The organism is Micromonospora sp. NPDC000207, from assembly GCF_040300925.1.
GTDB lineage: Bacteria > Actinomycetota > Actinomycetes > Mycobacteriales > Micromonosporaceae > Micromonospora.
This window is the reverse complement of record NZ_JBEPEQ010000123.1, coordinates 1-15457: the sequence shown is the minus strand read 5'-3', so window position 1 is coordinate 15457 and position 15457 is coordinate 1. Positions and strand designations below refer to the sequence as shown.

Here is a 15457-nt window from a genome sequence, read left to right as displayed (position 1 = left end):
GCCAGTTCCGCGCCACGCCGACCTCGCCGTCGCGGCCGAGGGTGACGTGGCGCGGAACTGGCTGGAGATCGCGCAGGCGTACCGGGGTCCCGCCGGCCCCGGTCGGCAGCCGGGGCAGTTCGCGGCGGCGGTCCCGGGTTCCCGCGCCTGACCGTCGCGACTGTCGCTACCTGAAGGAGTGCGGCGTCCGCTGACGGCACCGGAAGGTGCCCGACGCGGACGCCGTCCACGTTGTGCGGCTCGCGCTCAGGCCGCCGGGTCCGGTGCCAGCGGCGGCACGAGCCGGGTGCTGACGACGTGTTCCTGGGCCATCCGGCGCAGGGCTGCGAACGCCGTCTCGATCAGGATCGTACGGGCCACCACCGCTGCCCGCTCGACGGCTGCCCCCGCCGGCGGCAGGTCGGTGAGCTGCTCGGCTGCCCGGCCGTAGGCCAGGAAGTAGTCGGCTCCGCAGCCGCAGCCGAGCCTGCGCATCGCGGCCAGCACCTCGGCCAACGTCTGCCGTCCGGGTACGCCGAAGGGCACCCGCCAGCCGAGGTCGTCCAGGAGGCCGTCGACGTCCGAGTGGGCCTGGGCCAACTCCGACCGGTCCCGGCTCGGATCCTGCCCGACGGCGGTGTCCTCGGGGAACATGGCGCGGTTGACCACACCGTACAGCTCCGGCACCGGCAGCTGGTCGTCGGCGATGGCGGACAACAGCACCTGCACCGAGGAGAGGTCGAGCTGTCCTATGGTGGTGAAGGCGCGGATCAGCCAGAGCCGCCGCAGGTGCTTCTCGTCGTACTGCGCCTGGTTGCGGCTGGTCAACCTGCCGGGTGGAAGCAGCCCCTCACGCAGATAGAACTTGATCGTGCCCACGGGCACGCCGGTTTGTCGGCTCAGGTCTGATATCCGCATGCCGCCCCCCTGTCGAGCCCCTAGCGTCAGGGAAGTCTTCCATGCCCGGTCAGCACTGGCCGGGCAGCGACGGAGCCGTCCCCTTCCCTACTTGGGTCGTGGGAAGCGCTCCGCCGCCGGCCTCCCGATCAGGTCATGCCGCGCTACGGTCCACGGCCTGGAGGCCCTCCGCAGCGGTCGTCAGAGGCAGTGGGTCCGTCGGCGTGCGGTTCCACTCGGCGCGGGCGGCGACGGTGGCGAGCGCGACCTTCCGGATGTCGAGCAGTGCCAGCAGCACCGGTGGGTCGAGATCGCGGGCGGGCTGGAAGGTCAGATCCACCCGGAGGTCGGTGTCGGGTCCGATCTCCAACGGCCCCTCACTGGCGACCGACACGTCCTGCCCGACGTGGTCGGCACCGGGACGGGCGAGAGCCTCGGCGGAGACCGTCTGCGCCAGCAGGTGCCAGGTGCCCGTCGGCACCGATTCGAAGCTGTACGGTCCCGGCTCGTGCAGGACGGTACATCGAACCGGACGGCCCTCCGGAATCCGGTTCGGGAACAGGCCCAGGAACACGATCCCGGCGGGATGGTCCGCGAACATCCGTGTGTCGCCGTGGATGCGGGCGTTGAACCGTTCTCCCGGATCGAACTCGGGGTCGGTGGGGATGTGCGAGGTGAACCCGGCACGCCGGCGGTAGTTAGACGGTGACATCCCGATGCTGCGGGTGAAGCGGGAGCTGAACGTCCCGACGCTGTTGTAGCCGACGCGGAGGCTGATGTCGGCGACGTTCAGCGAGGTGGAGACGAGCAGGTACTTGGCGTGCTGGAGGCGCAGTGCCGAGAGGAAGCGTCCAGGTGAGATGCCGGTTGCTCGTTGGAACATGCGAGTGAAGTGGAACTTGCTGAACATCGCCGAACGGGCGAGGTCGTCCACTGTCAGTTGATCTCCGAGATTCTCCCGCATGGTGGTGATCGCGCGTTTGACCGCTCTCTCGATCGGATCCTCCACGGTTTCCCCCTTTGATGGCAGCGTCGGCAGCGGCTGTCCGGACGGAACCAGCTGGTCCGGTCTCCGCGGATAACGAACACATTTCTGTAAGCCATCCAATTGAAGCGACGGCTATTTGACAATGTGAGCGGATGTGGCGTGCCGCTCGGTCGTTTGCTCTGCTCGCATCGAGGTTAGTCGAGGGCTGACGGGTTGACAACACTGCTCATCCCATTTGGTTGCCGCGCCGCAATCGGGAAGTGGTATCCCTGCTGAGCAGCGGTTCTGTGCCATTCGGGGGTCGAAGCTGATGGTGTGCGGGTAGCGGCACGCACCACTTACCAGCCGTGGGTCCATTGGGGAAAGTGAAACATGTGTCCCGGAAAGTGAGCGAATTCGCCGACGCGCTTTCCGCGGTAAAAGGGCAGTTTGGTCGTGGCATGTCCTGCTCAGGACGTATACCGGATCCGGTCAATACGGGATGTCCCGCCCCTGCGTTCCGGCGAGCCCTCCGCGTCGCTTCGAACAGGGCGATCACGGAGGGCGATAGCTGGTGACTTAGTGTGAGCGATTAATTTCCTGCCGATCCGATGGGGAATCCTCAAGGAGTGTGCGTCAGCGGATGCCGATTCGCGGCGACCGGCGGCCTGCGGCCCGAGATCGGCGAGGACGATAAGTGCCGCTCAGCGCGTATCCTCGTCGTCACTTCCGCCAGGACGGCCCCCCGGGTGAATCGAACTGCGCGGCAGAACGAGAGTGAAATGTGCGCCGGGAAGCCGGCGAATGTCTTCGGCGCAGTTACCCAAAGTGAGAACTGATCGGCGGGTAAACGTCACTCGGAGTCAGAAGGAACGAGCTGGGCAATCGTCCTCGACACTTTGCGGCACCGACGTGGGTCCGGTCGATCCGTCGTCGGTGGTCGCCGGCATCCCCGTCGGTTCGCCGTCGCGGTCTCGGCTCGGGGCCGATGGTTCCGGGCGGGAGCCCGAGACCGCCGCTCGCATCGCGATCCCGGGCCCGACCACCTTCGGGGGGAGCAGGGCCTTGACGACCGACGACGCGCGGCGCGTCCCGGGCGGCCCCGTCAGGCCTTCACGTCGTTCATCACGGCGCGACGACCCGCGGTGGCGCCGTCCGGCGACGGTGCGCCGTAGGTGACTGCCACACCCCGTGCCTGAGCTGCCCGGACGATGCCCGGCACGGCCCGCTCGGCCAGCGCTGCGATGGTGGAGGCCGGGTTCACGGTCAGCGCACCGGGCACCGCCGAACCGTCGGTGACGAAGATTCCCGGATGTCCGCGAAGCTCGTGTCGGTCGTCGAGCGCCGACGTCGCCGGGTCGTCCCCGATCCGGCAGGACGCCAGGGGGTGCACCGTGTACGCGCCGACCAGGTCGTTGGTCCACGGGCTGACCGTGGCCAGTCCGTCGCGTTCGAGGATGTCCTTGATGTCCGCGTCGGCGAGCGACCAACCGCGCCAGGTGTTGGCGGTCGGACGGTAGCTCAGCGGACCGTGGCCGAGCATCTGCTGGGAGAACCGGTTGGCGTTGCCGGTCTCCGGTGGCGGGCCGAAGACGCCCTCGTTGTCGTCCTCGGACATGATGAAGATGGTCAGCCAGGACTGCCACCGGCGCAGCATCTCCTTCTTCCTCACCCCGAACCAGGACGGCGGGTCCGACCCCGCCACCTGGGCGAGGATCGTGCCCAGGCCGGGCGGGAAGTACAGCTGCTCCAGCGAGTAGCGCTCGAACTCGGGCAGGTTCCCGTCCAACCGGTCCCAACTGGCCACCGTGGGCCCACGGCCGATCTGGTACGCCTGGTAGGCGGTGCCGTCCGGCCGGCTCAGCCCGAGCACCTCGCGGACCCGGTCCTCGTCGAACACCGCAGTGTTCAGCCGCTCCCCGTTGCCGGAGAAGTAGCGACCGACCGCGTGGGGCATCGGCCCCAGGGTGCCCTCGGAACGCTGCAGGATCACCGGGGTGGCACCGGCCCCGGCCGCCACCACCACGATCTTGGCGTCTATGGTGCCGCTGTCGTGCAGGATCCGGTAGTCCTCGGCGTCGACGACCCGGTAGTGGACCCGGTAACCGTCGTCGGTGCGTGAGATGCTCTGGACCTCGTGCAACGGGCGGATCTGCGCGCCGTGCGCCAGCGCGGCGGGCAGGTAGTTCAGCAGCAGGGACCGTTTGGCGTCGAACCGACAGCCGGCCATCATCCAGTTGCAGTTGGTGCACTGTGCCACGTCGATCGCCGACGGTGCCGCATTCGCGGTCCGGCCCGCGTGCCGACAGGCGGCGGCGAACAGGCCACCGGCGTACGGGACGGTGTCCCACTCGGTCCGGGTGATGGGCAGCGCCTCGGCGACCCTGTCGTACCACGGATCGAGGTCGTCTCGGCTGATCGCGGCCGGCCACATGCGCCGACCCAGACTGCCCTGACGCTCGAAGACGAACCTGGGTGCTCGGGGCATGGTGGCGAAGTAGACGACACTGCCGCCGCCGACGCAGTTGCCGCCGAGCACGCTCATCCCGTCGCCGACCACGAAGTCGAAGGCCCGGGTGTAGGACGAGCCCAGGAGGAAGTCCTGGTCGAACTCCTCGCTGCGCAGCCAGGGGCCGCGTTCGAGTACGGTGACCCTGGCTCCTCCGGCGGCGAGGTGGTACGCCGGGATGGCGCCTCCGAAGCCACTGCCGATGACGAGGACGTCTGTCGATTCCGTGGCGTTCATGCCGGGCTCCCGGTGGCTGTCGTGTCGGGGTGGGGGTCGGCCAGGCGCCGACCGTACGAGTACGGCGCGAAGCGCCAGAGGCCGTCACCGTTCGGAAGGGCGTACCCGATGGTCAGCAGGCCCGGGTGCCCGGCCGCCAGCGCTTCGGGAGTGCTGCGGTGGGCGGCGCTGTCGAACGCCATGTTGCTGAACAGGGCGAGTCCGACCCACATCTGCTTCTCCGGGTGATCCGGTCTGGTGAGCCGGTCGACGAGTGCGGTGCGGTGGTCGAAGGACAGGGCCACGAAGGGCGGCACGTCGTCGTCGAGGCTCAGCCGTCGTTCGGCGGCGAAGTCGAGCGCATGCTCGTTCAGTGCGAGGACCATGGCGTCCAGCGCGGGTGCGAGCCCACCGGCGGGGTGCTCGACGAGTTCCACCGCCCCGGCCGCGACCGCGCCTGGGCCGGGTGAAGCCCCGGCGACGGAACGGTCGTCGGGGGTGCGCTTCTCCCCGGGGATGATGGTGTCCGCGAATGCTTCGAGTACCAGGGTCCGGTCCGCGTCCGGCTCGGGTGTGTCGGGGTGCACCACGTCGTCTCCTGTCCAGCAGTTGCACGCCGCGCCGGATCGCGCCGCGATCGTCGCCTGAAGCGACGGGGCCTCACCGGGTGCGGCCTGGGGGAGGTCTCCTCCCGGGGTGCCGCGGACTCGGCGGTCGGCCGTGTTGCCGCCGGACCCATCGTCGCGGTGGTGCCCGAGACCCGCATCTCCGTCGTTGCGCTCGTGCACCGGGTCGCACCAGGTCTTCTCCTGGCTTGCGATGTCCGCAGTGGAGGGTTCCCGGCGGCCTCGGCGGTTCCATACTGGCGGACGACCAGGCCCACCCGCCGTCCGTCGGTGGTCGTCAGGGTGACGCGCGGCGTCGCCCGGTCGAGGTCGGAGCCTGGGCAACGCGCTGGAGGTGGAGATGGTCGCCGGTAGAGTCGCGTCCTCAGTGGTTCAGCGACAGGTCAAGTACGTCACCGTCGTGCCGGCGCTGCGGGCCACCGGTCTGGTCGCCGAGGTCTACGCGCAGGTGGCCGAGGAGATGCGGCTGGTGGTGCCACCGGCGATGCTGCACTCGCCGGCCCCGGACGTGCTCGCGGGCTACTGGGCGCTGCTGCGGGAACCGCTCGCCGCCGACGGGGTGGATCGGGCGGCGAAGGAGGCCGCCGCCGCTGCGGTCTCCATCGCCAACATCTGTCCGTACTGCGCGGACATGCACACGGTGGGCATGTACGACCTCTCCGGTGAGCACGACGCCGAGGCGGTGGCCGCCGACCGGATCGAGGAGGTGGCCGATCCGCGCCTGCGTGCCGTGGCGGCGTGGGCGCGTACCGCGCACCAGTCGGACGACCGGGCGCCGGCCCCGGCCGATCTGACAGCGGCACAACGGGCCGAACTCGTCGGAGTCGTGGTGGCGTTCCACTACGTGGCGCGCATGGTCAACGTGTTCCTGTCGAACTACCTGCTTCCGCCGGGCCTCAGCCCCCGCTCTCGGCGGCGGCTCAAGCAGGGGATCAGCCGGATCCTGCGCCCCACGCTACGGGAGCCACGCCGAGCCGGGCGGGCCACCGCACTGCTGCCTGCGGCACCGGCCGGGACGGGTCCGCGGTGGGTCGACGGGCAGCCGGAGGTCGCCCGGGCGTTCGCCGCGGCCTATCGGGTCTTCGACGCGGCCGCAGAGCGCTCCGTGCCACCGGTCGTACGCCGGCTGGTGCAGGACCGGCTGGCCGCGTGGCGCGGCGAGGAGACCGGGCTGAGTACGCAGTGGTGTGAGCGGCTCCTCGTCGACCTGACCCCGGCGGACGCCGCGGCGGGACGGCTCGCACTGCTCACCGCGCTCGCCTCGTACCGGATCGACCAGGAGGTGGTCGGTGAGTTCCGACGCCACCACCCGGACGACCGGACGCTGGTCGACCTCACGGCGTGGGCCAGCGCCACTGCCGCTGCCGTCGTCGGTGAGCGTTGTGCCGCCGAGTGGCCGGCCGTCCCCTCCGACGCCGGTGAAAGGAAGCACGCAGAGAGGCGTGGGACGCGACCGGCGGCAGGCATCGTGGATTGACGGGGATCCGTCTCGGGTCGGTACCCGACCGACCCTGTGTGAGGGAGGTCAGATGGGCACAGACGTGGCGCCGAGGACCACGGCCGGCCTGGCAGACAAGATCAACGGGCGGCACCACCGGTTCGCGCTGAACGCGTTCATGTTGATCGTCATCGCCCACTGGGCGGAGCATCTCACCCAGGCGTACCAGATCTGGGTGCTCGGTTGGCCGGTTCCGCAGGCCCGTGGGGTGCTCGGGTTGGCCTACCCGTGGTTGGTCACGTCGGAGTGGCTGCACTACGGATACGCGCTGATCATGTTGATCGGGCTCTGGGTGCTGCGCGGTGCCTTCGTGGGCCGGGCCCGTACCGCGTGGCTGATCGCGTTCGGTGTCCAGTTCTTCCACCACGTGGAGCACCTGCTGCTGTTCGTCCAGGCGCAGAGCGGGACGGTGTTCTTCGGCCAGGCTGTACCCACCAGCCTGCTGCAACTGGTGCTGCCCCGGGTGGAGCTGCACCTGTTCTACAACACCGTGGTCTTCGTTCCGATGGTGCTCGCGATGATCTATCACCTACGGCCCACCGCCGCCGAGTCGCAGCACATGAACTGTTCATGTGTCCGACCGGGGACGGTCGTGTCGACGTCGTCGTGAGCACCGGCCACGCTGCCGGGACACCCGCCCTCCGGCGTGTCCCGGCACGCTGGGGCAACGCGGTGGTGGCAGCCATGGTGGTGATCGTGTTCGGGTTGTCGCTGGCGCCCGATCCGGATCCGGTGCGGCTGGTGGGCACCTTCCCCGCTGACGGGGAGGTGCTCGCCGCCGCGCCGACCGCCGCGGCGGTCACCTTCAGCCGGCCGGTGGACCCGGTCCGGGTGCACCTGAGCGTCTCCCCGGCCGAGGGCGGTCCGGTCGTCTCCACCGGTGCTCCCCAGTTGGTGGGCGAGGACGTCACGGTCGGCCTGTCGATCGTCCGGCCGGGGACCTACCTGTTGGCCTACCACGTGCTACTACCCGACGGTCGGGAACAGACCGGGGTCCGACGGTTCGTCGTCGCCGGGATGGACGGGGTGGCCCCGACGATCGGCGCCGACCGGGACGAGGTCCCGATCCCCGGTCACCACCACGTCGGCGACGACCTGTTCAGCCGGGGGTTGCTGGTTCTCGACGGGGTCCTGATCCTCGTCGTCCTGGCCCTGATCCTGCGGCGGCCCCGTCCCGTCGGCCGGCGTCGCCGATCGTCGGTACGGACGCCGGGGTCGTGGCGCCGCGACAGTGAAGCCCCACCCGGGGCGTGAAGGAGGAACGACCATGCCGACTGCTCTCGGTTCGCTGCGGCGACTGGTGCTGACGCCCGCACTGGTGGAGACGACCTTCACCCGTCGGGGCTTCCCACCCGGCGACGAAGGGGTCACCCGTCGACTGGAGGCCGTTCCGCAGGCGGTCGTCTGCGGTTTCGAGTGGGGCATCGACAGCCGCGGCCAGTGGGAGCTGGAGCGCCGTCTCGAACTCGTGGAGCCCGAGATGCGCGGCTTCGCGTACGAGGGGGCCGCGATGGCCCTGACCATCCTCGACACCATGGGCCCCGGTCGTGGCGGGCGGGCGGCAGCCCTGCTCGCGGGGCCCGGCCTACCGCACACCTTCCTCACCTACATCGGGATCGGCTTCGCGATGGCACGGCTGCCGCGTCCGCTGTGGAAGAAGGTCCTGCCCGACCTCACCGGCACCCCCTACTACCCGACGATGAGTTGGCTGGCCGTCGACGGGTACGGATTCGACCGGGCCTACTTCGAGACGCCGCGGTGGGTCGATCGGCAGGAACGGCTCGCCGCGTACCCGTGGCGAGGCCGGGCGGACTACTTCCCCCGCGCGGTCGACCAGGGCATCGGTCGTGCCCTGTGGTTCATCCACACCGCCCGGCCGGACCACGTGGCGACTGCTGTGGGACGCTTCGCCGACCAGCGGCAGGCCGACCTGTTCAGTGGCGTCGGACTGGCGGCCGCCTTCGCCGGCGGCTGCGACGCGTCGGGGTTGCAGGCGCTGGTGCGCGCCGCCGGTCCGTACGCCTCCCACCTGGCGCAGGGGGCGGTGTTCGCCGCGAAGGCCAGGGTCTTCTCCGGGTTCGTGCCGGAGCACGCCCGAGTCGCGGTCCCGGCGCTGACCGGCATGTCGCTCGAAGCAGCAGCCGTGCTGGCCGACGACGTGGTCGCCGACGGACTGCCGACCACCGGGGAACCGGACTACGAAGTGTGGCGTGAGCGGGTCCGGGCTCAATTGTCGACAGTGGGAAGATCAGTTCAGTAGTGCTTTCTGCTATCCATTCCCGCCCGACCTGTGTCGGGCGGGAATGCGCTGTTCTGTGCCGGGTGGGCCAGTCCGCAACAGCGAAGAAGAAATGCCGGGGGTGAGCGTTCAAGAATGGGCTGACATCGCTTCAGTCGGGAGCCCTGATGAAAGCTTGGCGGACGCTTCGGCGTCGAGTCCTCACCCCTGACGTCTCGCAGACCCTGATGTCCGTACGTGGCTTCCACGTCAAGGACCAGGCCGGGCGGGAACGTCTGGAGAACGTCGGTCGGTACTTCCTGACCGGCTACGCGGCCGCGGCCGAGGCGCGTACCGCCGCCGAGGCGGAGGTCCCTCTGGAGGCCGTGGCGGCACCGTACCGGGGCTTCGCCTACGAGGGCGCGGCGATGGCCTCAGCCGTCCGCGACGCCCTCCCCGGTGGTGGTCGGCACGTGCGCGACCTGCTGGCCGGTCGGGGCGACCGGCACGTGTACATGGCCTACGTGGGGGTCGGCTGGGCGATGGCTCGGCTGCCCCGTCCGCTCTGGGGGCGGCTGCACGCCCCGGACCCACTGCTGCGCTGGCTGGTCCTCGACGGGTACGGGTTCCACCAGGCGTACTTCAAGACCAGCCGGTACGTCGACGGCCAGTACCGTCACGACCGGTTCCCGTGGCCGGTCGAGGGGCCGGCCGACTACGCCGCCAGGGTCGTCGACCAGGGGGTCGGCCGGGCCACCTGGTTCGTCTGTGGCACCGACGCGCGCCGGGTCGTGCAGACCTTCGACCGCTTCGCCGCCGACCGCCGGCCCGACCTGTACGCCGGCGCCGGCCTGGCCGCCACCTACGCGGGCGGTGCCGGGGCGCAGGAGTTGACCTGGCTGCGTGACGCTGCCGGCCCGTACGCCGCCGACCTCGCCCAGGGCGCGGCCTTCGCGGCTGGTGCGCGGGTGCGGGCCGGGCTGGTGGTGCCGCACAACGAGGTGGCCACCCGGATCCTGTGCGGGCTGCCGACCCAGGCGGCGGCGGCGGTGACCGACGAGGCCCGCATCGACCTCGCCGCCGTCGGTGCCACCCCCGTGTACGAGGTGTGGCGCCAACGCATCAAGAGCACGTTCGCGTCTACCCGGCGCGCCTGACCCGAGTCGACTGTCCTCAGGTGGTCGGTGGCTTTGCCGAAACGGCATCGGGTCACCGAAGAAAGGCGATCAGAAAATGACGAGAATTGCCGTCGTCGGCATGGCGTGCCGGTACCCGGACGCCACCTCGCCGAGGGAGTTGTGGGAGAACGCGCTCGCCGGCCGGCGGGCGTTCCGCCGGCTGCCGGACGTCCGGATGCGCCTCGACGACTACTGGGACGCCGACCCGGCGGCTCCAGACAAGTTCTACGCGCGCAATGCCGCCGTCATCGAGGGATACGAGTTCGACCGGATCGCCTACAAGATTGCCGGCAGCACGTTTCGTTCCACGGACATGACCCACTGGCTGGCGCTCGACGTGGCTGCGAGCGCACTGGCCGACGCGGGGTTCCCGATGGGGGACGGGCTGCCGCGCGAGCGCACCGGGGTGGTGGTCGGCAACAGCCTCACCGGTGAGTTCTCCCGCGCCAACCAACTGCGCCTGCGGTGGCCGTACGTGCGGCGCATGGTGGCGGCGGCGCTCAAGGAGCAGGACTGGGACGACGATCAGCTGGGCACGTTCCTCGACGAGTTCGAGGCGACCTTCAAGAGCCCGTTCCCGCAGGTCGACGAGGACACTCTGGCCGGGGCGCTGTCCAATACGATCGCCGGGCGGATCTGCAACCACTTCGACTTCAAGGGCGGCGGGTACACCGTGGACGGGGCTTGTTCGTCCTCGCTGCTGTCGGTCGCCACGGCGGGTAAGACGCTGATCGACGGCGACGTGGACGTGGCGGTCGCCGGTGGTGTGGACCTGTCGATCGATCCCTTCGAGATCATCGGGTTCGCCAAGACGGGTGCGCTGGCGCGCGGCGAGATGCGCGTGTACGACCGCTCCGCGAACGGCTTCTGGCCCGGCGAGGGCTGCGGGATGGTGGTGTTGATGCGCGAGGTCGACGCGGTCGCCGCCGGCCACCGCATCTACGCCACGCTCACCGGTTGGGGCATCTCCTCGGACGGCAAGGGCGGCATCACCCGGCCGGAGGTCGGCGGGTACCGCCTGGCGCTGCGGCGGGCCTACCAGCGCAGCGGGTTCGGCATCGAGACGGTCGGCCTGTTCGAGGGGCACGGTACCGGCACCAGCGTCGGGGACACCACCGAGCTGACGGCGCTGTCCGCGGCCCGCACGGCCGCCGGTGGCGCGGGCCTGCCGGCGGCGGTCGGGTCGATCAAGGCCATGATCGGACACACCAAGGCCGCGGCCGGAGTGGCGGGTCTGATCAAAGCGGCGATGGCGGTCCACCAGGAGGTCCTGCCCCCGGCCGTGGGGTGCGTCGACCCGCACGAGGTGCTCACCGGCACGTCACCAGCGCTACGCGTGCTGCGCAAGGCCGAGGCGTGGCCCACCGACGTTCCGGTCCGGGCGGGTGTCACGGCGATGGGCTTCGGCGGCATCAACACCCACATCGTGTTGGAGAACCCGCGTCCTCGCCGCCGGGTGCCGCTGGACACCCGGACCCGCGCCCTGGCCGCCTCGATCCAGGACGCCGAACTGCTGGCCGTCGACGCCGCCTCCGCACCGGAACTGGTCCAACGGCTGACCCGGCTGGTCGACTTCGTGGGTTCGGTGTCGTACGCGCAGTTGGCGGACCTCGGTGCCACGCTGCACGGCGAGCTACGCGACCTGCCGTACCGGGCGGCGGTCGTGGCGACGTCGCCGGAGGACGCGGAGCGGCGGTTGCGGCAGCTGCGTACGGCGGTCGAGGCCGGCGAGACCCGGCAGTTCTCCTCCGACGGCCGCAGCCTGCTGGGCCACGTCAACGGTCCTGGCCGCATCGGGCTGCTGTTTCCCGGGCAGGGCTCCGGGCGCGGCACCAGCGGTGGCGCACTGCGTCGGCGCTTCACCGAGGTCGAGGAGACGTACCTGCGCGCCGACCTGCCCACCGGTGGGGACGTCGTCGCCACCGAGGTCGCCCAGCCCCGCATCGTCACCGGGTCCACCGCCGGCCTGCGGGTGCTGCACACGTTGGGCATCGAAAGCTCGATCGCCGTCGGACACAGCCTCGGTGAGCTGTCCGCCCTGCACTGGGCCGGTGTGCTCGACGAGGCCGACCTGCTGCGCATCGCCAGTCTTCGCGGAGCCGCCATGGCCCGGCACAGCTCGTCGGGCATGATGGCCAGCCTCGCCGCGGATCCCGAGGCCCTCGATCCGCTCCTGGCCGACCTACCGGTCGTGGTGGCGGCCTACAACGGCCCGGGCAACACCGTCGTCGCCGGCACCGACGAGGCGGTACGGGCGGCCTGCCAGCGGGCCGGCGACGCGGGCTTCACCGCCACCGTGTTGCCGGTGTCACACGCCTTCCACTCGCCCCTGGTGGCCCCCGCCGCCGACGAGTTCGGTGCCGCGCTGGCCGACCGGCAATGGCATCCGTTGGCCGGTCGGGTGATCTCCACCGTGACCGGTGACCTGCTGCCGCCGCACACCGACGTGCCGGCCCTGCTGCGTCGGCAGATCACCGACCCGGTGCTGTTCACCCAGGCGGTGGGGCTCGCCGCGAAGTCCGTCGACCTCTTCGTCGAGGTGGGGCCCGGTCGGGTGCTCGCCGGCCTGGCCGGTCGGGCGACCGACGTACCTGCGGTGTCGTTGGACACCGACGACGAGTCCATCGCCAGCCTGCTCACGGTGGTCGGGTCGGCCTACGTCGTCGGAGCGGCCCGGATCGAGGCGGCGTTGTTCCACGGGCGGCTGATCCGACCGCTGGCGGTCGGTGCCGAGTTCTCCTTCTTCGCCAACCCGTGCGAGCAGGCACCTTCGGTGGACCTACCGGTGCGGGCCGCCGGTCCGGTGCCGGTGGCGGAGGCGGACGCCCAGTCGGCCGCCGTGGTGCCGGGCGAGACCACCGTCGACCTGTTGCGTCGGATCGCCGCCGAGCGGGCCGAACTGCCCCCGGAGACCGTCCGGCCGGACAGTCGCCTCCTCGACGACCTGCACCTGAGTTCGATCACCGTCGGCCAGGTGGTCAATCAGCTGGCCCAGCGGCTGAACGTGCCGCCGGCAGCGGTGCCGACGAACTTCGCGGTGGCCACGGTCCAGGAGCTGGCCGAGGCGCTGGACACCCTCGCCGCCACCGCCTCCGCTGACGACGCCGTCGCGGCACCGGTGGTCGCCGGCGCCGCCCCGTGGGCGCGGGCGTGGCGGATCGACCTCGACGTGGCCGAACCACCCACCCGTGCCGACGCGCCGGAGGACGGCACCTGGCAGCTCTTCGCCGCCGACGACCACCCACTGGCGACGGAGCTGCTCGCCGAGCTGCACCGAGCCCGCCTCGGTGGCGGGGTGCTCGTGTGGCTGCCGCAGGACTGTCCCGAGGAGGCGCTGGAACACGCGCTGCGCGGTGCCCAGCAGGCTGCGCGGGGTGGACCGGGCACCCGGTTCGTCCTGGTCGACCACGGTCGTGGCGGGGCCGGACTGGCCAAGACGTTGCGCCTGGAAGCACCGCACCTGCGGGTCACAGTGGTGCACCTGTCGGACGCCTCCGGCGCTGTCGAGCGGGTGACCGCCGAGGTGGCGGGCACAGTCGGGTTCGTCGAGGTCGACTACGACGCCGACGGCACCCGCCGGGTGCCCGTCCTGCGGGCCATGTCCGTGCGTCCGCAGATCAGCCGCCCGGCGCTGGACGACACCGACGTGCTGCTGGTGACCGGCGGCGGCAAGGGCATCACCGCCGAGTGCGCCTTGGCCATGGCCACCGACTCGGGCGCGAGCCTGGCACTGCTCGGCCGGTCGGCCCCGGCCGAGGATCCGGAGCTGGCCGCGAACCTGTCCCGGATGACGGCGGCCGGTGTCACAGTCAGGTACGCCCGGGCCGACGTCACCGATCCCGACCAGGTCCGGCGGGCGGTCGCCGAGCTGACGGCCGACCTCGGTCCGGTGACCGCCGTCCTGCACGGTGCCGGACGCAACGAGCCGGCGGCGTTGGCCAACCTGGACATGGGGGCCGTGCGCCGCACCTTCGCGCCCAAGCTGGACGGTCTCTCGGCCACCCTGGCGGCAGTGGATCCGGACCGGCTGCGGCTGCTGGTCACCCTGGGCAGCATCATCGGCCGGGCCGGGCTGCGCGGCGAGGCGCACTACGCCACGGCCAACGACTGGCTGGCCGAGGCCACCACCGCCTTCGGTCGCCGTCACCGTCACTGCCGCAGCCTCTGCCTGGAGTGGTCGGTGTGGTCGGGCGTCGGGATGGGGGAGCGGTTGTCGGTGGTCGAGTCGCTGCACCGGGAGGGCGTCGCCGCGCTCACCCCGGACCAGGGCGTGGCCGTCCTGCGGCGGTTGCTGGCCGACCCCGAGGCCACCGGTACGGTCGTCGTCTCCGGCCGCACCCAGGGCATCGACACCATCGGGTACGACCGGCCGGAGCTGCCGTTGCGACGGTTCCTGGAGAAGCCGCTGGTGCACTACCCGGGGGTGGAGCTGGTCGCCGAGACGGAACTGAACGTCGGCACCGATCTCTATCTGGCAGACCACCTCCTCGACGGCAACCTGCTCTTCCCGGCGGTCTTCGGCATGGAGGCCATGGCCCAGGTCGCCGCAGCGGTGAGGGGCACCGACGACGTGCCGGTCATCGAGCGGGCCGAGTTCCTGCGGCCGATCATCGTGCCGCCGTACGGTCGTGGTCGAATCAGGGTCGGGGCGGTCGCCACCGACGACGACACCGTCGAGGTGGCCGTCCGCAGCGAGGACACCGACTTCGTCGCCGACCACTTCACCGCGCGGTTGCGATACGGTGTCGGACCGGCGCCCGAGGGGCCACCGGAGCAGTTGTCGGACGACCTGGGTCCGGTGTCGTTGGCCCCGGACGCGGACCTCTACGGCGGTCTGCTCTTCCAGGGTTCCCGGTTCCAGCGTCTCCGCGGCTACCGGCGGGCCGCTGCCAAATGCGTCGACGCCGAGGTCGCCGCCCTGGACGGGGTCGACTGGTTCGCCCCCTTCGTGCCGGACGAGCTGCTGCTCGGTGATCCCGGTGTCCGGGATGCGTTGATGCACGGAAACCAGGTGTGTGTCCCCGACGCGACCCTGCTGCCGATGGGCGTGGACCGGATCCACCCCGGCGCAGCGGCCCTGTCGGGCCGGCGGGACCTGCGCTTCTGCGCCGTGGAACGCAGCCGCGACGGCGACACCTACGTCTACGACGTGGCGTTGCGCGACCCGGACGGGCGGACCGTGGAGCGGTGGGAGGGACTTCGGCTGCGGGCGGTTCGCAGACAGGACGGCAGCGGGCCGTGGGTGGCGCCGTTGCTCGGCGCCTATCTGGAACGCACCCTCGACGACCTGGTCGGTACGCCGGTGGCGGTGACGGTCCAGCCCGACGGCCCGGACGACGGCCCGGACGACCACGTGGCCCGTCGGCGCG

Annotated in this window: 10 protein-coding genes; 6 read left to right on the top strand and 4 right to left on the bottom strand. The window is 71.1% G+C overall.

Annotation, left to right across the window (positions count from 1 at the left end):
- Positions 1-246: 246 nt before the first annotated feature.
- From ABT336_RS23515 to ABT336_RS23500, 4 genes are all read right to left on the bottom strand, one after another.
- Positions 247-897, bottom strand: a complete 651-nt coding sequence (locus ABT336_RS23515) for a MerR family transcriptional regulator (RefSeq protein ID WP_350899119.1) — start codon at positions 895-897, stop codon at positions 247-249.
- Positions 898-1030: 133 nt separating this feature from the next.
- On the bottom strand, positions 1031-1840 hold the full coding sequence (locus ABT336_RS23510) for a helix-turn-helix domain-containing protein (RefSeq protein WP_434743980.1): 810 nt from the start codon (positions 1838-1840) through the stop codon (positions 1031-1033).
- A gap of 1108 nt (positions 1841-2948) precedes the next feature.
- Positions 2949-4589, bottom strand: a complete 1641-nt coding sequence (locus ABT336_RS23505; RefSeq protein ID WP_350899115.1) for a GMC family oxidoreductase N-terminal domain-containing protein — start codon at positions 4587-4589, stop codon at positions 2949-2951.
- Positions 4586-5155: a DUF5987 family protein gene (locus ABT336_RS23500; RefSeq protein WP_350899121.1), complete on the bottom strand. Its 570-nt coding sequence runs from the start codon at positions 5153-5155 to the stop codon at positions 4586-4588. The genes ABT336_RS23505 and ABT336_RS23500 overlap by 4 nt, the downstream gene beginning before the upstream one ends.
- A gap of 406 nt (positions 5156-5561) precedes the next feature.
- On the opposite strand from ABT336_RS23500, the gene ABT336_RS23495 reads away from it, so the two are divergent.
- From ABT336_RS23495 to ABT336_RS23470, 6 genes are all read left to right on the top strand, one after another.
- Positions 5562-6671, top strand: coding sequence for a carboxymuconolactone decarboxylase family protein (locus ABT336_RS23495; RefSeq protein WP_350899113.1), 1110 nt, complete (start codon positions 5562-5564; stop codon positions 6669-6671).
- Positions 6672-6723: 52 nt separating this feature from the next.
- Positions 6724-7302 carry a hypothetical protein gene (locus tag ABT336_RS23490; RefSeq protein WP_350899111.1) on the top strand — a complete coding sequence of 193 codons (579 nt, stop codon included), beginning with the start codon at positions 6724-6726 and terminating at the stop codon, positions 7300-7302.
- A gap of 74 nt (positions 7303-7376) precedes the next feature.
- The gene (locus tag ABT336_RS23485) at positions 7377-7946 is read left to right on the top strand and encodes a copper resistance CopC family protein (protein ID WP_350899109.1); all 570 of its coding nucleotides are present in this window, start codon (positions 7377-7379) and stop codon (positions 7944-7946) included.
- Positions 7947-7959: 13 nt separating this feature from the next.
- The gene (locus ABT336_RS23480; protein WP_350899108.1) at positions 7960-8952 is read left to right on the top strand and encodes a DUF1702 family protein; all 993 of its coding nucleotides are present in this window, start codon (positions 7960-7962) and stop codon (positions 8950-8952) included.
- 146 nt (positions 8953-9098) lie between these two features.
- Positions 9099-10067: a DUF1702 family protein gene (locus ABT336_RS23475; RefSeq protein ID WP_350899106.1), complete on the top strand. Its 969-nt coding sequence runs from the start codon at positions 9099-9101 to the stop codon at positions 10065-10067.
- Between the two features lie 76 nt (positions 10068-10143).
- A partial coding sequence (locus tag ABT336_RS23470; RefSeq protein ID WP_350899104.1) for a type I polyketide synthase occupies positions 10144-15457 on the top strand: 5314 nt, incomplete at its 3' end.

Coding starts and splice junctions, on each gene's coding strand:
- ABT336_RS23485 (WP_350899109.1), top strand. CDS start 7,377: ATGGTGGTGATCGTGTTCGGGTTGTCGCTGGCGCCCGATCCGGATCCG.
- ABT336_RS23490 (WP_350899111.1), top strand. CDS start 6,724: ATGGGCACAGACGTGGCGCCGAGGACCACGGCCGGCCTGGCAGACAAG.
- ABT336_RS23475 (WP_350899106.1), top strand. CDS start 9,099: ATGAAAGCTTGGCGGACGCTTCGGCGTCGAGTCCTCACCCCTGACGTC.
- ABT336_RS23510 (WP_434743980.1), bottom strand. CDS start 1,840: ATGCGGGAGAATCTCGGAGATCAACTGACAGTGGACGACCTCGCCCGT.
- ABT336_RS23480 (WP_350899108.1), top strand. CDS start 7,960: ATGCCGACTGCTCTCGGTTCGCTGCGGCGACTGGTGCTGACGCCCGCA.
- ABT336_RS23515 (WP_350899119.1), bottom strand. CDS start 897: ATGCGGATATCAGACCTGAGCCGACAAACCGGCGTGCCCGTGGGCACG.
- ABT336_RS23505 (WP_350899115.1), bottom strand. CDS start 4,589: ATGAACGCCACGGAATCGACAGACGTCCTCGTCATCGGCAGTGGCTTC.